Origin of the sequence: Niastella koreensis GR20-10, assembly GCF_000246855.1 — a bacterium.
In the GTDB taxonomy this organism is placed as follows: domain Bacteria; phylum Bacteroidota; class Bacteroidia; order Chitinophagales; family Chitinophagaceae; genus Niastella; species Niastella koreensis.
In genome coordinates, this window is the sequence record NC_016609.1 from 1,543,488 (window position 1) to 1,566,915 (window position 23,428).

Genomic DNA, 23,428 nt, shown 5'->3' on the forward strand with positions numbered 1-23,428 from the left:
AGCGTAGTGATAAAGATCAGGTTCCTGTTAATCGGAGAGGCAGCTGGTTTTGTACGCCGTCATCCATCGCTGCGGCAAATGCGCTTACCCGTTTCATGAGTTCGGGAACCACTGCTTCCAGTTCATTGGTCAGCGCCGTTCCCTGTTGCTGTACCGTTTCAATGCTTACCACCAGCAAATGAATTACAGGCATCCGGCCCAATAACTGCAAGGCGCCTACCAGGTCTTTTAACCCGATATCGTGGGTACTCATGGCCTGCGGAAAGTCGGACGCAAAGCGGGGAGTTATATGCCTGATGGTGCCAGGCTTCCGGCGATCCAGGGTGGCGTCGACAATGATCACTTCGTCATACTGCTCAAAATATTCCAACAAGTAAAAACCGCCTGTGCCGCCATCCAGGATATCCAGGCGGGGCGTGGGAACGGCTGCGGCCATCCGCTGGGCTACATGTACTCCAATGCCCTCATCGCCCATCAGGTAATTGCCGATGCCTAAAAATAACACGCGATTGTTCACTTGCATAAAATCGTTATTAGTGTAATGGCTTAACCGGTAATTCGCTGCGGTCGGGTGCCGTTTGCGTTTCTTTTTGAAAAGCTTCTTCCTCGATGAACTTCCAGCCGCCGCCCATGCTGCTGATCTCACCTCTTCCTTCTACATAATCATGGTAGAAAACAAGGTACACGTGGATCATGGCAAAGAGAATGAAGAACCACATGGTCCAGTGATGTACCTGCCGGGTCAGGATATCGCCGCCCAACAGGGCAGGCACCCAGGCAAAAAGCCGGGGCAGCCACCAGTTACTCATACTGGCATACAATCCAAACCCCGTGAGGCATTGAATACCGAAAGCTATAAACGTAAAAAAATATATAAACCCGGCCATGGCATTATGGCCAACAGACATATGTTCCTTTCCTTTCATCATCAGGATGTCGATCCTGAACACCTGCCACATCTCTTTAAAAAAGCGCCTGTTGGTGGGGATAAACTGTTTCCAGGTTGCCCATTTGTTACCGTTAAAACCCCAATACAGCCGGAACAGAAAATTGAAAAAGAAAATATAGGCGGCCACAAAATGAATGAACCGGATCTTACCCATCAGGAACTGTAAACTGGCTTCTTTACTACTGGTGAGCGCAGGCGGATTGGCTATATAAAAACCCGTGACGATCAGCGCCACCATAACGGCCGCATTCACCCAGTGATATATGCGAACTGGTAATTCCCATACATACACCCGGCGGAGCCGGTGAACATGCAGATACTTTTTGAAAGCCATGGCAGGAACGATTTTAAAAGTAATACATACTAAGCATCCAATACACTTACCCGGTTGATGTGATTGCCGTGTTCGTCATACAGGTGTACGGCACAGGCCAGGCAGGGATCAAAAGAATGCACCGTTCGAAGGATCTCCAAAGGCTGCTGCTCATTGGCCACCGGCGTATCTACCAGGGCCGCTTCATAAGCCGAGCGTTGTCCCTTGCCATCACGCGGCGACGCATTCCAGGTAGTAGGCACTACCAGTTGGTAATTGGCGATCTTTTCATCGGCTATATTGATCCAGTGAGCCAGGGCGCCCCGCGGCGCTTCGGCATAACCCACACCTATAGCCTGTGCCGGCCAGGTGGCAGGCTGAAACTTTTCCATATTCGCCATACGGGTATCCCCGTTCTTTATATTTTCTACCAGCTGGTGGTAGAAATCCAACGCCCAGCGGGTCACCAGTTGGCTTTCAAGACCTCGGGCGGCCGTACGGCCCAGCGTGGAGAACAACGCGGCAACGGGAATGTCCAGGTCTTTCAGGGCTTTATCAATTACTTCGCGATATTCCTCACGGCCACGGGCATAGCCTACCAGCAAGCGGGCCAGCGGGCCTACTTCCATTGCATGTCCTTTCCAGCGCGGTGTTTTAAGATAACTGTAAGCCTGGTCGGTATTCAGGTGTTCAAACGGCGGCATGGGGCCGGTATATTTGATCTGGCTTTCCCCTTTCCAGGGATGCAGCCCTGCTTCCCGGCCTTCCTTGTATTCGTACCAGGAATGGGTGATGAATTCCTGTACTTCGGCGTCGTCGCGCAGGTTCACATCGTATACGGTTGAAAGGTCTTTATTAAGGATAGCGCCGGCAGGAAACTTGAACGAGCCGGGATCGCGGAACCCGTTCCAGGGAAGATCGCCATACACCAGGTAATTGCCGATGCCGCCGCCAATACTGCCCCAGTCCTTATAGAACGAAGCAATGGTCATGAGGTCGGGAATATATACCTGCTCCACGAATTCCTTCCCGGCTTCCAGTAATTGTTTTACCAGCGCCAATCTTTCTGCATTGATACCGCTTACATCATCGATGCCGATGGCGCAGGCCATCCCGCCTACGAGGTAATTGGGGTGGGGGTTCTTGCCGCCAAAAACGGCCTGCACTTTTACGATCTCCTTCTGCCATTCCAGCGCTTCGAGGTAATGGGCCAGCCCGATGAGGTTCACTTCGGCCGGTAACTTATAGGCCGGGTGACCCCAGTAGCCATTGGTGAAAATGCCCAGCTGACCGCTTTCTACCAGTTTGCGGATGCGGGTCTGCAGATCTTTAAAATAGCCAGGGGAACTTTTAGGCCAGCTGGAGATCGACTGGGCCAGGCGGGATGTTTCAACCGGATCGGCTTTTAGCGCATTCACCACATCTATCCAGTCCATCGCATGCAGGTGATAAAAATGCACCACATGGTCATGCATAAAAGCGGCGCAATACATCAGGTTGCGTACCAGCTCGGCATTGGGCGGGATTACAATGTTCAGGGCATCTTCCACACAACGAACGGAGGTAAGTGAATGAACAGAGGTACATACGCCGCAAACCCTGCCTACAATGGCCCAGGCATCGCGCGGATCGCGATGGCGAAGGATCTCTTCCAGCAAACGCACCATGGTGCCGCTGCTGTATGCATCCCTGATGCGGCCGTTCTCTATCTCTGCTTCAATACGCAGGTGGCCTTCAATGCGTGTTACGGGATCAACAACTATACGTTTACTCATATTGAAAAACTATTCGTTTATAGATTACTTACCATCGCCGATCCGTTCACTTTCCTGTTCATTCTGTTTGCCTTCTTCGGTAAGATCATGGATGATCCTGTTCTTGCGGATATTGGTCATGATGGCGTGACCAGCCAGGCCGGCAGCCGTTGCGCCCAGCGCTATCTTGCCCACCGTGTCTGCATCGGCTTCAATGCCAAAGCCTGCAAAAGCGGATGCCCTTTCATAAAGGCGGCCATTATCCCAGTAATTATCTTCGCTGCAGCCTATACAGGGGTGGCCAGACTGGATGGGGAAACTGGTGCCGCCATTCCATTTCGTAACCCCGCAGGCGTTATAGGTCACGGGCCCTTTGCAGCCCATTTTATAAAGACAATACCCCTTTTTGGCATTTTCATCGTCGAAGCTTTCCACGAACAGGCCGGCATCGAAAAAAGGTCTGCGGTAGCAGGTGTCGTGCACACGTTTGCTGTAAAATGCTTTGGGCCGGCCCAATGCATCCAGTTGGGGAATACGGCCGAAGGTCACCAGGTGAACGATCACGCCGGCCATTACTTCACCAATGGGCGGGCAACCGGGCACTTTGATCACGGGTTTGCCTTTGACCAGTTTGTGAATAGGTGTGGCTGAGGTGGGATTGGGTTTGGCCGCCTGTACGCAACCATTGCAGGCGCAACTGCCCCAGGCAATGACCGCTTTCGCATTTTCCGCCGCCTCTTCCAGTATCTGCATGGATGACTTACCACCGATCATACAATACACGCCATTGGCTGCAGTAGGTACACTGCCTTCTACACATAAAATATACCTGCCTTTATATTTGGTCATGGTCTGGTGCATGGCCTCCTCTGCCTGAAAACCGGAAGCCGCCATCAGCGTCTCCGTATAATCGAGAGAGATCTGGTCAAGTAAAATATCTGCTACAATAGGGTGGGAGGAGCGGATAAAACTTTCACTGCAACAGGTGCATTCCTGGAAGTGCAGCCAGATCACGGGCACCCGGGACTGGGTTTCCAGGGCCGTGGCTACCTGGCCTATCAAGGTTTTTTCCAACCCCATAAAGGCGGCCATCATACTAACGAATTGCAGGAACTCACGGCGGGAATAGCCCTTGCTTCGCATTTCCTCATAATACGTCGGTGATTTTGTATCGCTCATGTTATGCATTTGCAGAATTTTATTGTAAGTAGGTACGTCCAAATTACTCGTTCGCGTATTACTGTAATATGATCCTTATCAAGTTATGGTTTGACCTTTGTTAGACTTTGGGTTGGAAAGCCTGAATATATTTGGCAAAAGAACAAGTATGATAAAAAGATTAGGTACCATGCTGGCATGCTGCCTGCCCCTGCTTACCTGGGCCCACACCGGCGAGGGGGCTCATACGCACACCGACGGCGGCTTTACCATTTTTCATTATTTCACGGCCTGGGAGCATGCTGTATTCACCTGGCCATTGGTTATCCTGGCAACCCTGGTCCTGTACCTGCACTATCGTAATAAAGGAACAGCCGCCGGAAAAACACCCGGGGACAATGCATGAGTTATCCATTGTGATGGGTATTATAAACATTGCGGAAGATCAGGCCCGCCGGGAAGGCGCTTTGGCAATAGAGGAAATAGAACTGGAGATCGGTTGTCTTACTACGGTAGAAATGGCGGCTTTTGAAGCCGCCTGGAAACAGGCCGTAAAAGCCACCCTGCTGGAACATGCCGTAAAAATGATCGAACGTACTCCCGGCCGGGCTGCCTGCCTGGAGTGCGGGGAACAGTTTGCGTTGAACAATCTGTACGATGCCTGTCCGCAATGTAACAGCCACCTGCTGAACATCACCCAGGGTAAAGCATTACGGGTGCGGTCGTTGGTAATAAGAGAAGACAAACCCTTACATTCATAAAAATTCAAACACTATGTGCAGTACATGCGGATGTGATGGTGACGGCCATGAACAGGTGTTTATACAAACACAGGCCAAAAGCCATGAACACTTCCCCGGTAAGAAGATGGTGCAGGTGGAAAAGGATGTATTGTATGAGAACAACCTGCTGGCTGAAAGAAACCGCGGCTATTTTTCTGCCAAAGATATCCTGGCCATCAACCTCGTTAGTTCGCCGGGATCGGGAAAGACCACCTTACTGGAAAGAACGCTCACCGATTGCCGTGGCATGACCGGATTTTATGTAATAGAAGGCGATCAGCAAACCACGCTCGATGCAGACCGCATACATGCCACCGGCGTACAGGTAGTGCAGATCAATACCCACAAAGGCTGCCACCTGGATGCCAATATGGTACAGCATGCGGTACAGGGGCTGAAACCCGCTGACCATTCCATTCTATTTATAGAAAATGTAGGCAACCTGGTTTGCCCCGCCCTGTTTGATCTGGGCGAGCAGCAGCGGGTAGTGGTCATGAGTGTTACCGAAGGCGATGATAAACCGCTGAAGTACCCCGACATGTTCCATTCTTCATCGCTCTGCCTCATCAATAAAACAGATCTGCTGCCTTATGTGCCATTTGATATAAAAAAGGCGGCTGCAAACGCAAAAAGCGTCAATCCTTCCCTGGAGATCATTGAGTGTAGCTGCACTACCGGTGAAGGCTTATCAAACTGGTATGAATGGCTTCAATCCAAGCGGTCATGAACATCCACACATATCATATTCACATCAGCGGACTTGTACAAGGTGTAGGCTTCCGCCCGTTTGTTAACCGCATAGCGGCAACCTTCGGCATTTGCGGAGAAGTATGCAACAGTACAGACGGGGTGCATATCACCTTCAATGCTACGGAGACAATGGCCGTGGCATTCTACAATGATCTTATCCGCAAGGCGCCTGTACGTGCGGTTATCCATAAACAACGGTTGCAACGGGTGGCCGATCGTCATTTCGACGGTTTTGCGATCATCCCCAGTGCCTCGGGGGCCGGGATTCAAGTATTGATCACGCCCGATGTAGCGCTGTGCCCCGCCTGCCGGCGTGAACTCAATGACCCGCATAACAGGCGCCACCGGTATGCATTTATTACCTGCCCGGATTGCGGGCCGCGTTATTCCATTCTTACCGCATTGCCCTTTGACCGCGAACATACCACGATGGACTACCTGCAGCCCTGCGATGCCTGTTACGAAGAGTACAAGGGTTTGCAAAACCGGCGACATTACAGCCAAACAAATTCCTGTCCGGCCTGTCCCATTCACGTGCATCTCCATTCCCTTTATAACGGAGCGGTGATCCGGGAGCCTGCCATTATTCTGCAGGTTGTAAGGGAGCAGCTGGCCGAAGGAAAGATCGTGGCCGTAAAAGGAACAGGCGGTTATTTGCTGCTTTGTGACGCTACCAATGCAAGGGCTGTTCAACTGTTGAGGGATCGCAAACACCGGCCGCAGAAACCTTTTGCCGTGCTGTTTGCCAGTGTGGAAATGGCCAAAACAACTGTGCAGCTCCGTAAGGAAGAAGTGGAAGCCCTCGAAAGTGCGGCTGCACCTATTGTACTGGCCCGGCTACAGGACACCATCACAAGCGGCCTCTGTTGTGAAAAGGTTGCCCCCGGGCTTCATATCCTCGGCGTGATGCTTCCCGGTACGCCCCTGCTTCAACTCATTGCACAGGAAGCGGGTTACCCACTGGTAGCTACCAGTGCCAATAAAAGCGGTTCACCCATCATTTATAAAGATGAAGAGGCGTTGACCGGCTTGCAGGGCATTGCTGATCTCATACTCATTTATGACAGGGATATCGTTGTACCGCAGGACGACAGCGTGATCCGTTTTACCGGATCAGGGCAAAAAATAATTATAAGGCGCAGCAGGGGCTATGCACCCGGTTATTTTCCTGTTCCATTCGAAATGCCAGGCAGTGCTGTACTGGCCATGGGGGGCGAACTGAAAGCTACCTTTGCCATTCTGGCTGCAGATCAGTTGTACATAAGCCAATACCTGGGCGATCAGGGCGCATGGGAATCGCAGCAAGCTTATGAAGCAACCCTGAACCACCTGAGTAAACTCCTGCACTTTACACCCCGTTGTATTCTGGTAGACCAGCACCCGAACTACCAGGTGTCTGCCCTGGGCCGGCAGCTGGGGACACAAACCACAGCCCGGGTAGTGGAGGTGCAGCATCATAAAGCGCATTTTGGCGCGGTGCTGGCCGAAAATAATTTACTGCAAACAGCCGGAACGATCTTAGGCATTATCTGGGATGGCGCCGGTTACGGGGAAGATGGCCAGGTATGGGGAGGGGAGGTTTTCCTTATGGAAGAGAACCAGATACGACGGGTGGCGCACCTCGATTATTTTCAACAGTTGTTGGGCGATAAAATGAGCCGGGAGCCCAGGTTGTCGGCCCTCGCTCTCCTGCATGATCAACCGCAATGGCGTCCACAACTGGAACAATATTTTACCGCCGGCGAATGGTGGTATTACTGCCAGTTGCTGCAAAACAATGCACCGGTGAACACCAGCAGCATGGGACGCCTGCTGGATGGCATTTCGGCCCTCCTGGGCATAACAGCCATCAATACCTACGAAGGCGAAGCCGCCATGAAACTGGAGGCCCTGGCCGATACAGCTGCCGGTTCCCCCAATGACTATTACCGCATACCCGTTAAAGGGCAGCTGCTCGAATGGCAGTACCTGTTGCAGGGTGTTATGGAAGACCTTGACAGACAACTGCCCGCCAATTACATTGCCAGGAAAGTGTTTTGCTCACTTGCCAAACTGATAATTAGCCTGGCTATACAGTATGGCGTTAATAAAGTTGCCTGCAGCGGTGGCGTGTTCCAAAGCGCCCTGCTCACGGATATGATCATAGCCCTGAACGGGGAGGAAAGAACTTTCTATTTTCATCAACAGTTGAGTCCGAACGATGAATGCATAGGCTTTGGGCAGATCGCCTGCTTTTACCTGGGCCTGATACAACAGGCGCGGGAACGGGAAAAAGAAATACCTATAAACTATTAAGCTATGTGCCTTGCTATACCAGGAAAATTATTAACCGTCAGTGCCCAGCTGGATGACACCTTCCGGAAAGGCAAGGTGTCATTTGGGGGCATTGTAAAGGAAGTGAACCTTTGCATGGTGCCCGAAGCCAATCCGGGCGATTATGTGCTGGTGCATGTAGGCGTGGCCATCGGCATCATCGATGAAGCGGAAGCGAAACAAACTTATACCTACCTGAAACAAATGGGCGAACTGGAGGAACTGATATGAAATACCTGACGGAATACAGAGACCCGGCCCTGGTGCAGCAATATTTGGAAGAGATCCACCGGATTACCAAAGGCACCTGGACCCTGATGGAAATATGCGGCGGGCAAACCCATAGCCTGGTCAGGAACGGCATTCTGGAACTGCTGCCGCCCGGAATCAACATGGTGCATGGTCCCGGCTGCCCGGTTTGTGTTACCAGTGTAGGCGTGCTGGATGAAGCCATCTGGCTGGCTGAGCAACCCAATACGATCCTTTGTTCATTTGGTGATATGCTGCGGGTGCCCGGATCAAAAAAGAACCTGCTGGAAGCCAAGGCGGCCGGCGCAGACATCCGCATCCTCTATTCTCCGCTGGAAGCAGTAAAGCTCGCACAGGATAATACAGATAAGGAAGTCGTTTTTTTCGCGGTTGGATTTGAGACTACGGCGCCCGCCAATGCACTGAGTGTGATCCAGGCAGCCAAATGGGGATTGACCAATTACAGCATCCTGGCATCGCATGTGCTGGTACCCCCGGCCATGGAGGCCATCCTGGCCGACCCTGAAAACCGCATCGACGGGTTTCTTGCGGCCGGCCATGTATGCACCATCATGGGTATGTCGGCATATGAACCCATTGCTGACCGCTACCAAATTCCTATTGTAGTAACAGGCTTTGAACCGGTAGACCTGCTGCAGGGGATACTCATGACAGTAAGCCAGCTGGAACAGGGTACGCACCAGGTCGAAAATCAATATGTACGCAGTGTAAAGCGCGAAGGCAACCGCCTGGCACAGGAAGCCATCCGGGAAGTGTTCGACATCAGTGACCGCACCTGGCGCGGCATAGGCAACATTCCGGCCAGCGGCTATGAAGTGAATGAAGCCTATAAACAATATAACGCCCACCTGAAACATCACATCAACCTGCCCCTGGCAGCTGAGGATGGGAACTGCATCAGCGGCCACATCATGCGTGGTATCAGCAAACCCTTTCAGTGCCCCAACTTCGGGCGCACCTGTACCCCTGAACACCCACTGGGTGCGCCGATGGTAAGCAGTGAAGGGGCCTGTGCCGCGTACTACCATTATTCATCTGCCCATGTGCAGGCTTAAATAGTCAACCATGCAAATCACCTGTCCGGTACCGGTTTCAGAAACAACCCTTATCACCATGGGCCATGGAAGCGGCGGCCTGCTTACCCATAAACTATTACAGGCCGGTGTATTCAACCTGCTGGAAAATGAATGGCTGAACCAGCAGCACGATGGCGCTACCCTGCAACTGAATGGGCGGGTAGCCTTCAGCACGGATAGTTATGTTGTATCGCCCATCTTTTTTCCCGGTGGAAATATTGGTGACCTGGCGGTAAACGGCACCGTGAATGACCTGGCCATGTGCGGCGCTGCAGCCAGGTATTTGTCCCTGTCGTTCATCATAGAAGAAGGATTGCCCATGGAGGCCTTTTATACAGTATTGAACAGCATTGCCCGCGCAGCAGACGCTGCAGGCGTAAGAATAGTTACCGGCGATACCAAAGTAGTGGAAAAAGGAAAAGGCGATCAGCTGTTCATAAATACTTCCGGCATTGGTACCATTCATCCCCGGGCTGCGATCCATCATCACCACATCAAAGCCGGCGACAGGATCATCATCAGTGGTCCCATTGCTACTCATGGCATTGCCATAATGAGTGTACGCAAAGGACTTGAATTTGAGACCACCATCGAAAGTGATAGCGCACCGCTCAAATACCAGGTGTTGTCTATGCTGGAAGAATATGGAGATGCCATTCATTTTCTACGCGACCCTACACGCGGCGGCGTTGCGTCTGTACTCAATGAAGTGGCAGGGCTTACCAGTTTGGGCTTTACCATTCAACAACAGGCGCTGCCTATTGATGAACAGGTGGAGGGTGCCTGTGAAATGCTGGGCCTCGATCCGTTGTATGTGGCCAATGAAGGCATCTTCCTGTCTGTTGTTGACCCGGAATATGCTGAAGATATAGTGGCGCTTTTGCATAAAGATGGAAGTACACAGGCTGCTGTTATTGGCGAAGTATCAACTGAGCATCCCGGTAAGGTGCTCCTGCGCAGTCGCATCGGCGGTCACAGGGTAGTAAGCTATCTGACTGGTGAACAATTACCAAGGATATGTTGATCTTTCTGAAAAAGTGGTAAGAATTACAGTTTGTAAAACAATAGATCCCGGATCCGTACACCAGGTTGTTCACTTCCGTACAGTTATAGGAAATGTTTTGTTTGGAAACCCCTGGCCTGTAAGGTCTTAAATACTGGCACACTCGTTGAGCCCGGTTTTAGACTGAAGCAATTACTGGAAATAAACTTAAAACAAAACATATGAAAATTATTACAACCTTTTTACTATTGGGGTCGTTGCTGGCAGCCGGTGCTCTGTCAGCACAGCAAACGGAAACCAGAAAAGTTACTGACTTTACCAAACTTGATATTGGCGGCAGTTTCGACGCTGTGCTTCGGCAGGGAAATGAAACCTCGGTAAAGATTATTACTGAGAATATTGACACCAAAAAAATTCTTACCCAAACAAACGGCAATACGTTGAAAGTGTCTCTTGAAAAAGGTTTTTATAAAAACATAAAGATCAAACTGGAGATCACTTATAAAAATCTTGATGCACTTAGCAAATCCGGTTCCGGTAATCTCACCTGTGAATCTGATCTTGGTGGCACCGGCGATGTTGATCTTAGTTTAAGCGGCTCGGGAAACATGACCATTAACGGCACCGTTAAAGGAGCCAGTATCACTATAGGAAGAAGTGGCAGCGGCAATATGAAATTGGCCCGTCTGCAGTCAGACCGTTCCAAAATGTCTTTTTCAGGTTCCGGTAATTTTGAAGTCCGGGATGGTGCTGCAAAAACACAAACCATCCATCTGAGCGGTTCGGGGAATGTAAACGCTTATGGATTGAAGACTGAAACCTGCGCCGCTGCCGTATCTGGTTCGGGCGATATTGAAGTAAGCGTAAGCAATTCGATCACAGCTTTAATAAGCGGCTCCGGCAACATAGAATACCGCGGCAATGCCCAGGTTACCAAATTAGAAGTACACGGTTCCGGAAAGATCAGCAAAAAAAGTTAACGCATTCAGGCGCAATTCAAATTGCGCCTTTTTTGTTCTTATTCTATTTCCAGGCCCCCAGCAGTCTTCTAAGTACAATTATTTCCCCGGTATGATAACTGGTATGATCCACGATCAACATCGCCTCCCGCAACAGATGCTGACCGTCTCCATGTGCAAATGGTTTATACAGGTCTGCATCTGGATCATTCAATAGCGCTACAAATTCCTTTAGATCGCTTTTGATCTGCGCCAGGCTGTTTTTCCAGGCAGCATCGTCTTTGGGCGCTTTTTCCTTCGGCCAGTAATCGTCTGGCCAGTTGGGCGAAGTATGTTTCGCATTACGGGAAAATTCAAGAATGTCCCATTGTGTAATGCGAATGTGCTCTACCTGTTGCCAGATACTGTAAGGCATCCCTTCTGGTACCTCACCCCTCAGTGAAGCCGGTAATCCTTTTACCGCATCATCAAACGTGGCATGTGCATGCCCCCCGGTAAGGAACTGCTCCAATGTTTTCACGATCTCTTTATCATGATGGCGGGCTGTAGTCATATAATGGACAATTTTACGTGATAATAAATTGCGTAGGTATGCACCAAAAAAGTGCCAGTTTAGAATATTGGCCAATGAAAGTGTAAATGTGCGTTTATCTATACCTGCCCGGTTAACCATTCAAATATACTTTAGGGAACAGGTTCATAAAAGTGGTAAAGGTTGTACAACCTCCCATACCATATTGATTATGAGGGAGAAGAATTTTTAAAATAGTTCATGACTATTTTACACCTGTACCTGTCTTCTTCCGCTGATCTTCCATTTCCTGCAACAGGAAGAGTGGCTCCTGTTTAAAGCGGGTCCAATCCCGCAGGCATTTTTCATGGATTTCCTTCAGGGTATTTTTCATGGTATCATCCAGGTTGTCGTACCCGTTCCCTGGAATATACAGGAGTGTTTCGATGTAATCGAGCATGTTATAGCACATGGTGAACTGGCCTGCTGCTAATAATTTTCCCAACATATCAACCAGTTGTTCATCTTCGGTAAACCATAGGGTAGTACCGAACCCCGAAACCTCCTCCGCGATCTTCTTTATATTTTCACCAATTACTTCATTGTAGGGTCCGCTCAAAGTTTTCTTTACAAGTGGGGGCTGATTGATATCCTCAGGCGCCTGGTTGTCGGTTGGTTTATTGGGTTGCTTAACAGGCTTTGTAAAATCTTCTTCGGTCAGTTCACGGATCAAATTACTTATCCGGCGATATTGCCATTTTTCGTTTTCGTATACCAGCCTGTAATTTAACCGGCGCACCACTTTTAAAAAAACGTCCAGGAGTAAAGAAAGCAGTGAATGCAACCGGTCTGTCACCAGCGGTTCTACCCGGTGTATCGACAACTCTTCTATTTTCAATAAAGAAAGCCGTTTATAATAAAAATCCAGTTTGTTTTTTTCTATCCATGCCTGCAGCTTTTCCATTTTTTGCCGGATGGTTTTACGCACAGCGGCAAACGCCCATAGTTTAATACTCCATAACGCCAGCAGGGTAAGCGATATGCCCAATGATAAACCTGTAAGCCAATGATTGATATACCCTTTTAAGGCAGGTAACAAAGCAAAAAGAGTTATTAACGCAAATAGCAGCCAGTTAATGCGCCGGTTGTACTGCATTATTTTCTGGCCAAACTCCTTCACCGTCATGGTGCGCCAACCGGTTTTAGGTTTCGGAACGGCTGGCTTAAATCCCTCCATATAAGGAGAGGTAACATCCGATATGATGATGAGATCAAAATAGGGCAGGTCGCTTTTCTTATACAACAGAATGCTGTCGATACCCTGGTTATCATAAATGCCGCCATCCATAAGGCCGGCGGGTTTTAGTGTAGCCAGGTTTTTTTTAATCATGTCTGCCTTATCGTGTACAAAATCCCCCGGCCACATGATCGGCTCAAAACCAACGGGAAAACAGGACGAAGCAGCAATGGTATCAGCCAGTTTAATTTCGCCGGACATGTCAGCCGGCACCCGGTTATATTTATTGCCGATTATGCCGGTGTTCCTGTTACGGAACCTGAAATTGATTGCATTATTAAATTCAGTGCTGTTGAATGCCAACGCCTCCAGGTGGCTGTTCATGGTATCAAATGCCGACAGGGTAGCGCCGCCGGTAAAATGTTCATCATAGAGCTCTGCCAATGCATTGATGAGGTTTTTTCTTTTATGGGTGTTATTCCATTTCCCATTGGGATTCAGTTTTTGAATGCCCAGTTTTATCAGGTCGAGATTTTTTAGCTGATCGAGCAGGAAGTGGTAGATCTCTTCAAAGCGCTTGCCCTGTTGTTTTTGTAAAGCATATACAACACCGGTAAAAGTAGCTCCCGAAACGGTTGAGATCATTTTCACATTTTCAAGCAACGGCTTATTGTTATATGGCAACCGGTTCAGGTACGACATAGCACCCAAATGAAAACTGGCGGCCCGGTAGCCGCCGCCGGAACAACTCAACGCAATTTTTTCGAGCGGGCGTTCAGGTATCTGTGGTGTCTTGTTTATATCGGGGGCCTGACTATCCATAACAGGGTATAATAGGTTTAATTATAATGGACAGCAAAAGGTAATAAGTTTATTAATACCAGTAACAGTTATTTTGACACTATTATGCGGCTCTTATCCCAATCTTCTTTCTTCGGGCCTGATACAATTTATAGTTGCAACAGCAGTACGATCAGCAGGATAATATGTTTTTAATTCATATAAAATTGGCTTCATTCCGTTAGAAACGCAACTTCGGATGATGACACGCGCTAAGCGTATCAATTTTGTAGCGCCCCGGATAACAGGGAGTCCCTGATAATGTCAGTAGCAATAGTGGCGCCTTTGTCGTTTAAGTGATCGATATCGGAGTAGAGGCTGTCTGCGGCCAGAGAAGGGTAGTTTTGCAGATTTATGTAAGTAGCATTTGTATGTTCAAGGAGGCCATCGATGAGTTGCCTGTTCTTTATAAGCAGATTGGTATCGAGGTACGGATAAAACTGTTGACACACCGGCATGGTAACCAGGATGGTCTTAATTTTCTTTTCTTCCAGCTTTGAAATAAAATGCTGAAACCTGTTATAAATCTGTTGGCTGCTGCCGGTATCTATCCAGTATTTATTCCAATCAATGATCTTCAGCCTGTATTTTTTTAATCTGTAATTCGGATCAAATTTTGAAAGATCTGTAAATCGGGCATTGTAACCCATAATGGTATCATCCTGATCGTCGGGATTGTGTTCGTTGAGCAAAAAACCGCAGGTAAAGGCATGATACCTTTTTAAACGATAAGATTTAATAAACCCGTCTTTCAGGTTCCAGTGGTGATATAATTTAGCGGCAGATTCTTCATGCAGTCCTGTAAAGTAAAAAGTGAAATAATCAACCGGGAATATTACATATTTCAATTTGGGTAACTGGTCAAGGTTCTTTTCAATTATTTCCATGTCCAGTTCTACCGGTTTGGCCTTTTCGGCAAGGTTTAAGGTTTTAACCGGCAATAAAGTGGGGTTTATGCCATTGAGGGTATGGCTGGTGCCGGTTATCAGGCATTGTACACTGCCCTTGTTCTGCTCAAACAGCTGCCTTTTTAAAGTAACGATCCGGTCCTGCTCCTGGCGTAGTCCTATCAATAAAATTGCCATGGCCGGGAGAACAGAGATGGTAATTATTTTTAGAATCAGTTTTTTCATCTGCAATCAAAATTCTTTGTTATGGAATTATCCGGAAGTCATCGAGCCTGGTAGTAATGCTGCCTGTTTTTGAATGATAGATCCTAATCCAGTTGATGGCATTCAGATCGGGCGTGCCGTTGGTAATTGTTGCCGCACTGATTGGTTTGGTAATCAGGTTCCAGCCATTGACCAGCGGGCCGATCTTCCAGCCATATTCTTTTACATCCTGCACGCCGCCACTTCCAACTTCTATCTGGTTGGTAGAGCTTAGTTTGGTAACGTCCGATACATAATACCAGAACTGAATGGAGCCGGTAGCGGCAGAGGCGCCTGTATTTACAGGTGTGGTAAAAACTTTTCTGAATTCGGTGGAACTGCTGCCTGTTGATTGCAGGGAGCCCGGGCCTTCTTTTTTATCTGTAGTATTTACCGATAAAGTATTGGAGGAACTCCATCCGGTAGTGGCATCGCAGTGATCGAGATAAAATGGAGTGGCTGTACTTAAATAAGGTGACAGGATGGGTTTAAGCAGGTTGGCTATTTTTTTATTACCTGCATCGCTCGGGTGCAATCCATCTGAATTATAGTCCGAGGAAGTTACCCAGTTTGAAGTGTTGATGTAAATGACTTTGCCATCGCCCGCCGCCTGCCGCGCCTTTACTGCCGCAGTGATAGGGGAAGCCATGCTGGAGTATTTAAAACACCGCATCACAAAGATCTCCGCATCCGGAAACTTGTCCCGTACATCCTGCAGGAAGTTGGTCATCGTGTTTTGAAAAGTACTGGAAGGCACACTCTTCCTGTAGTCATTGGTGCCTAAATTGATCACCACCAGTTTGGCAGTATACCTTGAAAAATCCCAGGGCGGTGAAGAAGTATTATTTGGCGACTGAAGGTTAAAATAACCATCGTCCATTCCCGGAAAGCTGGTGTAACCACTCACTAAACAAACACCAGGGTAGGCGATCTGTGTATGTTCCGTACCCATGGCTTCCGAACAAACCCAGGCATAATCACTAACATCTGCCTGTGAGTCGGTATACCCGGCGGTAATGGAATCGCCTATCCATTCAACCAGGTCTATTCCAACGGGCGGTGCTACGGTGGTGGCGCCGGTGTCAAGCACCAGGCCCAGGAAGGAAAATACATAATCATTGTCTTTTCCCTGTGCAACACTCAGGGTATGGGTGCCATCATCTAAAGGTGATGGGGTCAGGTTAACTGTTCCTGTTACGCCTTTATAACTTACCCAGGGCCCATCGTCAATTTTTGCATAATAATTACTCTTGTTGCCCAGCATTATTTTTACCGTTGTTCCGGTAAAACGCACCTTGATATAGGCGCCGCCCCATTTGCTTACATATTTGGAGCTATTACTGAAATCCCATCGGCCAAAGTATTTGATATTGTTATCGTTCAGATCGCCATTTGCCAGGGAGATGGCTGCAATTCTGGCAAGGTGGGACTGATCTGCCAGTTGTTCTGTTTTTGCTTTCTCCATTTCTTTTGTGCATTGGTAATGTACAACAACCATCAACACCAATGGTATCACATTGGCCACTTTCTTCACAAAGATCATACGCCTCAATTTAATGATTGGAATATGTATTGGGGCCAGGTCTACATAAACGTTCTGCAAGTTACAAATTCTTTATGCTCATCATGGCATGATCCTGGTCATCAATTAGCCGGGTTTGCCCCATTTTATAAATACAATCAATAACCAGGGTTCTGTTCAAATTGCGGATTCGCGCCCATAATATCCTTGCCAATGGGGAAGATAGCCGTGTGAACATCAGCGTCAGGTTGTTTATCCCACCAGGTGCCGGTGTTAAATACGCCCCAGCGAATGAGATCGGTACGGCGGCGGTTCTCCCCAAAAAATTCACGTCCCCATTCATCCAGCATTTCCTGGTCATTCAACTGACTGCCGTCTGCTTTGTACAGGCTGGGAGATCCTGCAGGATAATTGCGTTGACGCACCGCATTCAGCAGCGTGGCGGCTGTTGCCTTGTCGCCGCTTCGGTATTTACATTCTGCCAGTGAATAATAGATCTCCGACAAGCGTACTTCTGCATACGCCGAAGTAATGCGATTGGGATCGGGTGTAGGATATAATGGATATTTAAGAAAGAAAACGCCTGAGTTATGGTCGGCATGGTTCATATCAGATTCCTTGTCGGTAATGCGCTGCCCGGGTTTGGCGTCCAGGAACCAGCCAACCTGGTCGCGAATGAACAATGGATAATTGCCTTTGTTACCACGCACTGTATCGGTTACAGTGTTTCCATTCACTACATGCTGATAGGGAAGATAACCGAACAGGAACATGCCTTCGCGTTTGCTGTTACCAAGATTCTTATACAGCTTCAGGCGATAGTCGTCCGGGTAATGCTGGAATTTTATAAATGGCTTGCCGAGGATAAAACTATATTCAACACTGTCCACATCGCGGCCGGGTTGCAATGCATACCGGGGATTGGCCTGGTTAAAATCTGTAAAGCCGCAATACAGGGGCGCCGCGTCGTAGGTCATGGCCCAGAAGAACATGCCGCCATCGTATTGCCAGTGCGTACGGGCCAAACTACAGGGAAAACCATAGATCGTTTCTGAATTAACCGTATTGTTGGTATAGTCAAACGGTGCATCCCAGCGGGTATCCAGTTGATAATTGCCGTATTTACCATTTATGATGTCCTGGCAAACTGCTGCGCAATCGGTGTACCGTTCCTGGCCAGCATAAATTTTGGCATTCAAATACAGGCGTACCAGTAAGGCGGCAGCCCCGGCCTGCGTCCACCGGCCAATGCCTTTATCGCCCAGGGTTTCGCGTTTGGGCAAATCAGGCAGTGCTGCTTTCAGTTCTGCCTCGATATAGTTGAAGGTTTCGGTTGGAGGGCTCTGTTTGTTTCCGGTAGTGGTATGTTTTACATCCGTGATAATTTCAATATTCCGGTAAAAATCAAACGCCCGTAAATAGAACCAGGCCCTGAGTGTTCTGAGCTCAGCCTTGAAGTCGGCCAGCTCGGTAGGCGTAACATTTAGTTTAGCCGGGTCCGTTATGCTTTCCATGTCCTGCAGCGAATTGGTGGCCAGTACAATGCCCTGGTAAAAAGCGGTCCAGGCGCCGCTGGTGAAACCATCCTGCGTGGTCCAGGTATGTTTATGCATGCGCTGGTAATAGCCGCCATCCTGCCAGTCGCCCTGGCGGTTAAAGGTGCCTATTTCATCGGTACTGTTCTCGCTGGCGGCATAACTGTCATTTCCCTGAATGCTCCAGTAGGCATGTTCAAAGGGCCGTAAGAAATCCCTGATCACATCATCGCGCCGGGTGAGGAACTGCGATACATCCACTTTATCATACACCTGCTCATCTAATTTGGTACAGCCGCCGGTAATCAATAAGATCACATAAGCGGTTATCAGTAAAAACTTTTTATTATTGTTTTGCATTGCTGTAGCGGTTAATGTTTAAAATGTTACCTGCACGCCTGCCAGTAGCTGGACGGTGGCGGGGTAAAAGTTCAGGCTATAGGTATTGTTGCGTGGATTGCCCTGCACACCGGGTGTTAAGTCGTTAACCGGGTACAGATCAGGATCTCCGCCTTTGAAGTGGGTAAATGTATGCAGGTTGCTGGCTGCTGCATAGATCCTTACCGCGCTGAGGTATTTTGAATTTACTGTACAACTATAGCCCAGCGTTACATTGTCGATCTTGACAAAGGACCCGGATTCCAGAAAATAATCCGAAGCCAGCGAGGTGGTAGCCGAATTCGTCAGCAGTGAATATTTGCTCTTTGGATCATACGCAGAATTAAGCGTATTCGCATCTGTTTGGGTAGCTGGTGTGCCTATATAAAAAGCCTGCATGTTAAACAGCTTGTAGCCAAAGTTTCCCCGTAGAAAAACGTTCAGGTCCCAGTTCTTATAGCTGAAACTGTTGCCCAGCGAGCCGGTAAATTTGGGCAGGCCATTGCCCACAAACTGTTTGTCGTCTGCATTCGATTTGTCGGCGGTTACCACCGTTCCATCTTTTTTATATACCAGCAGTGTTCCGTTCTTATCCACGCCCGCCGATCTTAACATATAAAAGTCACCGATGCGGTGCCCTTCCTGCAAACGCTGAATGGTGCCGGGGCTGCCGGGCGCCGGCAAACCTGCCAGGTCCTGGTAAGGCGCGCCTGTGTACAGCTTGTTGGAAAAGGAAACGAATTTGTTATTATTATAAGCGGTGGCAAACGTTACGTTGTAATTGAACGTCCGGTGCCGGATGATAGCTGCGTTTAATTGAATCTCGATACCGGAGTTCTTCATGGTGCCTACATTCGTAAACGTCTGTGACTGCGGGTTAGGCGGCAGTGGCACATTATAATTGCCCAACAGGTCTTTATTGGTGCGTACATAATAGTTCAACGAACCCGATAGGCGGTTGTTCAGCAACTCAAAATCAACACCTGCATTAAAGTTGATGGCTTTTTCCCAACCCAGGTTTGGGTTCACATTCTGCGAGGGGCCATATACCTGGTAAGTAGTACCGTTGAAAGGGAAATAACCATAACCCCCATATAAAAGCAACGACTTGTAGTTTTCGAAATCCTGGTTGCCGGTTACGCCGTAATCGGCCCGTAGCTTCAGGTCGTTCAACCAACTGAATCTATCTTTCAAAAAGTTTTCCTCCGTAATACGCCAGGCAACCGACAGGGCAGGGAAGTTGCCCCACTTGTTATCCGCGCCAAATTTGGAAGAACCTTCATGGCGCAGGCTGGCTGTAAGGATGTATTTGTTATCAAAGTCGTAATTGATCCTGCCGTAGAAGGCTGCCAGCCGCGAATCGTTCTGGGTAGAGGATACCGCACCCTGTCCGTTGCCCTGGCCACCACCGTTCCAGGTACCGGAACCCAGGTTGTTCCAGGAAAAGGTATTAAATGGAAAATCGTAATTATTGGCGCTGAACTGCTGGTAATTGAAATAACTGTACGAATAACCGCCCAGTAGTTTAATATGGTTTTGCCGGTAGTTGAGCGCATAATTGATCGCCCACTCCAGGTTGCGCTGGTCGTTATCTATCTGCTCCTGTGAAGCATAATTGGTTTTGGTGGTTTGCCCTGAATGTACAATAGTGGTTAGGGTAGAGGGGCGGAAGTTCAGGTTTTTGTAAGATGATTTGATGTTGGAGATGGTTACGGTTGAATACAGGTTTTTTAAAATGTTCACCTTAAAAGAACCGCGCATGTCCAGCTCCTTTATCTCGGCCTCGCTTTTAATAAGCCGCGCATTTTCAACCGGGTTGTTGCTGAAAAAGCCGGTATTCAAATAATGGTAACCTGAACTGTCATATACGGGCTGGGTAGGGTTCAGCGTAATGGCATTATTGAAATTTCCCTGGTCGGCGTTGCTGGTATGCATGTACCTGGGCGCTACTTCAAGGGAAACGGTATATACGTTGCTTTTGGAAGTGTGGTTCAGGTTCACCCGGCCGCCGTATTCCTTTTTATAAGCGCGCAGGTCGATCCCATTTGCATTCCGGTAATCGGCGGAGGCAAAATAGTTATCGTTCGCATTGCCTCCGGCCAGCTGCAGGGTGTGTTTTTGCGCATAGGCTTCCGGGCGGGTCACTGCTTTCACCCAGTTGGTACTGGCGCCATAATCAATACCCCGGGCCGGGTTGGCGCTTACCCGTTGCTCCCGGAATTCACCTGCGTTTAGCACCTTGGGCACCATGGTTAATTTATCCATAGTAGCATAACCGTTGTACACCAGTTTAGATTCGCCGCTGCCTTTTTTAGTTGTAATGATTATAACGCCATTACTTCCTCGTGTACCATAAATAGCTGAAGCGGCGCCGCCTTTCAGCACATCGATGGATTCAATATCGTTTTGATTGATGTTGTCGATATTGCCACCCGGAACACCGTTCACAATATACAGGGGGCCCAGGCCGGCGCTGCGCGACGATACCCCGCGCAACTGAATGCTGGGCGAGGAGTTAGGGTCGCCGGTGGCTGTGTTGGAAATCGTCAATCCCGCCACTTTGCCCTGTAAGGCCATTAATGGATTGTTGGCGGCAACGGTTTTCAACTCCCTGGCAGTTACATGGGTGATGGCGCTCGATACTTCTTTTTTATTCAGGGTGCCGTACCCCACACTTATTACCTCAACCCCTTTCAGTTCCTGGGCGGCCGGCGCCAGCCTGATCAGCAGGTCGCTTTCATTTGTTACCACAATTGTTTGAGTGGCATAATTAACCGAAGAAAAAATAAGCGTACCGCCGGTGGCCGGCAAATTTACCTTAAAGGAGCCGCCTGCATCGGTACTGGCGCCGGCCCGGGTACCACTAACCCGCACCGTAACGCCGGGTACCGGGCTGGCCGTGGCGGAATCAATTACCTTCCCGGTTATTACCCGGTTTTGTGAAAGCGCGGGAAAAACCTGGATAAACAACAAGACGAAACAATGTAATAATGGCAGCAATTTTTTGCACATAAGCAATCAGATTAAATGGATGGAAACGCGGAAATTTCGTTGCCGGCCGGTTCCGGCCCTGAGGTTTTAAGTAGCCCTTCAAAGTAAAATACTAATCCCGCCAAACAGACCGCCCGGACGCTGACGAAGTAAAAAATCAAACCGTTTAAAAAAATATGGAGCTGGTTTACAATTGTTTAATTACCGGCTGCTGGCAAAAAATCAAAACGCTGCCCGGTCCGTTTTCGACAGGTGTACCTGCTAAATACCTTACATTTAAGGGTGTAGGAGGCGCCTTATGAATAAAATATTAGTTGTGTTGCTTTTTTTGATGGGACAGGTTTCCGGGTATGCCCAACCCTTCCGGTCAGATAGTCTTTTACGGGTACTGAAAGGGGAGCTCACCAGGGAAAGCCTGTACGAACGGCAGAAAGCAAACCGCATCGCCCGGCTGCAATTGACCTTGTTGCATACCGATAGTACCCGGTTTAACGCCCGGTTCAACCTGTATTCAGCCATTTTTGAAGAGTACCACTCTTATAAATTCGACTCGGCTTTTGTATATGTGCAACAGCTGACGGCGCTTTGTGAACGGTTTCAGCAAAAGGACAGCCTGGCCCGGAGTACGATCCTGCTGGGCACCATTCTCCTGAACTCGGGATTGTATAAAGAGGCCTTTGATGTTATTGAAAAAATGGACACAGCCGGGTTAGCCAACAGGCTTAGATCGGATTACCTGGTATTGCGGGCGAGATTGTACGGCGGTATTGGGGAATATGACAATGATGCTTTTTTTACGGAGCGTTACTACCGGAAGGCCGACGAAGATTATAACAGCGCTGACAGGCTTACCCCGCCCAGCGATTTTGAGCACACCATTGACCTGGCTTTCATTCCGGATTCGGTGAAGCAAAAGCACTTAACGCCCGATTTTTACTATCATTTAATTACCAACCGGCCCATGCCGGCGCATAACCTGGCCATGGTAGCAGCCAGGCTTAGCTTTGCTTTTTCCGGTGAGGACCGGTTGTGTTTCATTATCCTCGCCGCCATTAATGATATTCGCTCCTGCACCAAAGAAACCCTCGCCGTTTTTTTACTGGGCCAGGAACTGTTTAAAATGAACCGGACAAACGATGCGTTTTTGTTTATGCAGGAAGCTGACCGCAACGCGGTTTTTTATGGAACCCGGAACCGGGCCTTGCAAATAGAATCGATGCTGCCATTGATCTCGGCTAAACTGGTAGATGAAAAACAACACCAGAAAGATAAGCTGCTGATCTGGTTCCTGGTTAGTTTGATCGTGGGGGGGATCTTATTCTTTCTTTTGGTTATTTACCGGCGGCAGATGCTGCGCATCAAAGACAGTGAAGGAATGATCCGGGAAAAGAATGCGGAGCTGCAACGCGTCAATGCCAGGCTTTGGGAATCTTCCAAAATAAAGGAAGAACTGATCGGGTTGTTTTTTAAAACCTGTTCCTCTTACATCGACATGCTACAGACCGCAACACGCGAAACCCAGCACTATATTAAACTGGGAAAATATAATGAGGTGCTCCGGCTTTTAAAAAACATGGAGATCGACAGGGAAAAAGGAAATTTATACAAAATGCTGGACTCGTCTTTTTTAACCATGTTCCCTGGTTTTATTGCCGCTTTTAATGCGCTCTTACCTGAAGAAGACCGGGTGTGGCCAAAGCCCGGCGAAACATTGAACCCTACGGTCAGGATCTTTGCCCTGATGCGGCTGGGCGTAACCGGGAATGAGGCCATCGCCAAAATACTGGACTATAGTGTTAGTACTATTTATACTTACAAAGCCCGGATCAAATCGCGCGCGTTGGTGCCTGCCATTGATTTTGAACGGAAAATAATGGAAATAGAGTTTATTGGTATTTAATGAATATTTATCAGCCTGTATTCCTTTATTATACTT

General features: G+C 48.6%; 19 protein-coding genes. 9 read left to right on the forward strand and 10 right to left on the reverse strand.

Annotated features, from left to right (window positions below):
* Positions 1 to 16: 16 nt before the first annotated feature.
* The 4 genes from NIAKO_RS06195 to NIAKO_RS06210 are packed head-to-tail and all read right to left on the reverse strand — an operon-like array spanning position 17 to position 4,195.
* Positions 17 to 523: a hydrogenase maturation protease gene (locus tag NIAKO_RS06195; RefSeq protein ID WP_014217546.1), complete on the reverse strand. Its 507-nt coding sequence runs from the start codon at positions 521 to 523 to the stop codon at positions 17 to 19.
* Between the two features lie 10 nt (positions 524 to 533).
* Positions 534 to 1,283, reverse strand: a complete 750-nt coding sequence (gene cybH, locus NIAKO_RS06200) for a Ni/Fe-hydrogenase, b-type cytochrome subunit (RefSeq protein ID WP_014217547.1) — start codon at positions 1,281 to 1,283, stop codon at positions 534 to 536.
* A gap of 29 nt (positions 1,284 to 1,312) precedes the next feature.
* Complete coding sequence (locus NIAKO_RS06205) at positions 1,313 to 3,037, reverse strand: nickel-dependent hydrogenase large subunit (RefSeq protein ID WP_014217548.1); 1,725 nt, start codon at positions 3,035 to 3,037, stop codon at positions 1,313 to 1,315.
* Positions 3,038 to 3,061: 24 nt separating this feature from the next.
* Positions 3,062 to 4,195: a hydrogenase small subunit gene (locus NIAKO_RS06210; protein WP_041346414.1), complete on the reverse strand. Its 1,134-nt coding sequence runs from the start codon at positions 4,193 to 4,195 to the stop codon at positions 3,062 to 3,064.
* Positions 4,196 to 4,343: 148 nt separating this feature from the next.
* On the opposite strand from NIAKO_RS06210, the gene NIAKO_RS06215 reads away from it, so the two are divergent.
* The 8 genes from NIAKO_RS06215 to NIAKO_RS36445 all read left to right on the forward strand — a co-directional run bounded on the left by NIAKO_RS06215 (position 4,344) and on the right by NIAKO_RS36445 (position 11,348).
* Positions 4,344 to 4,580 carry a hypothetical protein gene (locus tag NIAKO_RS06215; protein ID WP_133055391.1) on the forward strand — a complete coding sequence of 79 codons (237 nt, stop codon included), beginning with the start codon at positions 4,344 to 4,346 and terminating at the stop codon, positions 4,578 to 4,580.
* Positions 4,573 to 4,935 carry a hydrogenase maturation nickel metallochaperone HypA/HybF gene (locus tag NIAKO_RS06220; RefSeq protein ID WP_014217551.1) on the forward strand — a complete coding sequence of 121 codons (363 nt, stop codon included), beginning with the start codon at positions 4,573 to 4,575 and terminating at the stop codon, positions 4,933 to 4,935. Before NIAKO_RS06215 ends, NIAKO_RS06220 begins: the two co-directional genes overlap by 8 nt.
* Positions 4,936 to 4,948: 13 nt before the next feature.
* Positions 4,949 to 5,683, forward strand: a complete 735-nt coding sequence (hypB, locus tag NIAKO_RS06225) for a hydrogenase nickel incorporation protein HypB (protein ID WP_014217552.1) — start codon at positions 4,949 to 4,951, stop codon at positions 5,681 to 5,683.
* Entirely contained in the window at positions 5,659 to 8,001 is a 2,343-nt protein-coding gene (gene hypF / locus NIAKO_RS06230) for a carbamoyltransferase HypF (protein WP_081196022.1), read from the forward strand. Before hypB ends, hypF begins: the two co-directional genes overlap by 25 nt.
* A 3-nt stretch (positions 8,002 to 8,004) precedes the next feature.
* Positions 8,005 to 8,250, forward strand: coding sequence for a HypC/HybG/HupF family hydrogenase formation chaperone (locus NIAKO_RS06235; protein WP_014217554.1), 246 nt, complete (start codon positions 8,005 to 8,007; stop codon positions 8,248 to 8,250).
* Positions 8,247 to 9,344: a hydrogenase formation protein HypD gene (gene hypD, locus NIAKO_RS06240; protein WP_014217555.1), complete on the forward strand. Its 1,098-nt coding sequence runs from the start codon at positions 8,247 to 8,249 to the stop codon at positions 9,342 to 9,344. Before NIAKO_RS06235 ends, hypD begins: the two co-directional genes overlap by 4 nt.
* A 10-nt stretch (positions 9,345 to 9,354) precedes the next feature.
* Positions 9,355 to 10,389 (forward strand): hydrogenase expression/formation protein HypE, encoded by a 1,035-nt coding sequence (gene hypE / locus NIAKO_RS06245; RefSeq protein ID WP_014217556.1) that lies wholly within the window; start codon positions 9,355 to 9,357, stop codon positions 10,387 to 10,389.
* 200 nt (positions 10,390 to 10,589) lie between these two features.
* On the forward strand, positions 10,590 to 11,348 hold the full coding sequence (locus NIAKO_RS36445; protein ID WP_014217557.1) for a head GIN domain-containing protein: 759 nt from the start codon (positions 10,590 to 10,592) through the stop codon (positions 11,346 to 11,348).
* Between the two features lie 43 nt (positions 11,349 to 11,391).
* Here the strand turns inward: NIAKO_RS36445 and NIAKO_RS06255 are convergent, their stop codons facing one another.
* The 6 genes from NIAKO_RS06255 to NIAKO_RS06280 all read right to left on the reverse strand — a co-directional run bounded on the left by NIAKO_RS06255 (position 11,392) and on the right by NIAKO_RS06280 (position 21,513).
* Entirely contained in the window at positions 11,392 to 11,880 is a 489-nt protein-coding gene (locus tag NIAKO_RS06255; protein WP_014217558.1) for a DinB family protein, read from the reverse strand.
* A 223-nt stretch (positions 11,881 to 12,103) separates the two neighbouring features.
* A complete protein-coding gene (locus NIAKO_RS06260; protein ID WP_014217559.1) occupies positions 12,104 to 13,897 on the reverse strand; it encodes a patatin-like phospholipase family protein in 1,794 nt (597 codons plus the stop codon).
* 239 nt (positions 13,898 to 14,136) lie between these two features.
* On the reverse strand, positions 14,137 to 15,048 hold the full coding sequence (locus NIAKO_RS06265; protein WP_014217560.1) for a hypothetical protein: 912 nt from the start codon (positions 15,046 to 15,048) through the stop codon (positions 14,137 to 14,139).
* Positions 15,049 to 15,067: 19 nt separating this feature from the next.
* On the reverse strand, positions 15,068 to 16,609 hold the full coding sequence (locus tag NIAKO_RS36450; protein WP_014217561.1) for an SGNH/GDSL hydrolase family protein: 1,542 nt from the start codon (positions 16,607 to 16,609) through the stop codon (positions 15,068 to 15,070).
* A gap of 137 nt (positions 16,610 to 16,746) precedes the next feature.
* Positions 16,747 to 18,483: a RagB/SusD family nutrient uptake outer membrane protein gene (locus NIAKO_RS06275; RefSeq protein ID WP_014217562.1), complete on the reverse strand. Its 1,737-nt coding sequence runs from the start codon at positions 18,481 to 18,483 to the stop codon at positions 16,747 to 16,749.
* Positions 18,484 to 18,501: 18 nt separating this feature from the next.
* Positions 18,502 to 21,513 carry a SusC/RagA family TonB-linked outer membrane protein gene (locus NIAKO_RS06280; protein ID WP_014217563.1) on the reverse strand — a complete coding sequence of 1,004 codons (3,012 nt, stop codon included), beginning with the start codon at positions 21,511 to 21,513 and terminating at the stop codon, positions 18,502 to 18,504.
* A gap of 295 nt (positions 21,514 to 21,808) precedes the next feature.
* Here NIAKO_RS06280 and NIAKO_RS06285 point away from each other — a divergent pair, with 295 nt between their 5' ends.
* Positions 21,809 to 23,392 (forward strand): DUF6377 domain-containing protein, encoded by a 1,584-nt coding sequence (locus NIAKO_RS06285; RefSeq protein ID WP_242675537.1) that lies wholly within the window; start codon positions 21,809 to 21,811, stop codon positions 23,390 to 23,392.
* Positions 23,393 to 23,428: the final 36 nt, after the last annotated feature.

What these genes read in the sequence shown, in the direction of transcription:
- NIAKO_RS06195 (WP_014217546.1), bottom strand. Translation starts at nt 523, where the DNA reads ATGCAAGTGAACAATCGCGTGTTATTTTTAGGCATCGGCAATTACCTG.
- cybH (WP_014217547.1), bottom strand. Translation starts at nt 1,283, where the DNA reads ATGGCTTTCAAAAAGTATCTGCATGTTCACCGGCTCCGCCGGGTGTAT.
- NIAKO_RS06205 (WP_014217548.1), bottom strand. Translation starts at nt 3,037, where the DNA reads ATGAGTAAACGTATAGTTGTTGATCCCGTAACACGCATTGAAGGCCAC.
- NIAKO_RS06210 (WP_041346414.1), bottom strand. Translation starts at nt 4,195, where the DNA reads ATGAGCGATACAAAATCACCGACGTATTATGAGGAAATGCGAAGCAAG.
- NIAKO_RS06215 (WP_133055391.1), top strand. Translation starts at nt 4,344, where the DNA reads ATGATAAAAAGATTAGGTACCATGCTGGCATGCTGCCTGCCCCTGCTT.
- NIAKO_RS06220 (WP_014217551.1), top strand. Translation starts at nt 4,573, where the DNA reads ATGCATGAGTTATCCATTGTGATGGGTATTATAAACATTGCGGAAGAT.
- hypB (WP_014217552.1), top strand. Translation starts at nt 4,949, where the DNA reads ATGTGCAGTACATGCGGATGTGATGGTGACGGCCATGAACAGGTGTTT.
- hypF (WP_081196022.1), top strand. Translation starts at nt 5,659, where the DNA reads ATGGCTTCAATCCAAGCGGTCATGAACATCCACACATATCATATTCAC.
- NIAKO_RS06235 (WP_014217554.1), top strand. Translation starts at nt 8,005, where the DNA reads ATGTGCCTTGCTATACCAGGAAAATTATTAACCGTCAGTGCCCAGCTG.
- hypD (WP_014217555.1), top strand. Translation starts at nt 8,247, where the DNA reads ATGAAATACCTGACGGAATACAGAGACCCGGCCCTGGTGCAGCAATAT.
- hypE (WP_014217556.1), top strand. Translation starts at nt 9,355, where the DNA reads ATGCAAATCACCTGTCCGGTACCGGTTTCAGAAACAACCCTTATCACC.
- NIAKO_RS36445 (WP_014217557.1), top strand. Translation starts at nt 10,590, where the DNA reads ATGAAAATTATTACAACCTTTTTACTATTGGGGTCGTTGCTGGCAGCC.
- NIAKO_RS06255 (WP_014217558.1), bottom strand. Translation starts at nt 11,880, where the DNA reads ATGACTACAGCCCGCCATCATGATAAAGAGATCGTGAAAACATTGGAG.
- NIAKO_RS06260 (WP_014217559.1), bottom strand. Translation starts at nt 13,897, where the DNA reads ATGGATAGTCAGGCCCCCGATATAAACAAGACACCACAGATACCTGAA.
- NIAKO_RS06265 (WP_014217560.1), bottom strand. Translation starts at nt 15,048, where the DNA reads ATGAAAAAACTGATTCTAAAAATAATTACCATCTCTGTTCTCCCGGCC.
- NIAKO_RS36450 (WP_014217561.1), bottom strand. Translation starts at nt 16,609, where the DNA reads ATGATCTTTGTGAAGAAAGTGGCCAATGTGATACCATTGGTGTTGATG.
- NIAKO_RS06275 (WP_014217562.1), bottom strand. Translation starts at nt 18,483, where the DNA reads ATGCAAAACAATAATAAAAAGTTTTTACTGATAACCGCTTATGTGATC.
- NIAKO_RS06280 (WP_014217563.1), bottom strand. Translation starts at nt 21,513, where the DNA reads ATGTGCAAAAAATTGCTGCCATTATTACATTGTTTCGTCTTGTTGTTT.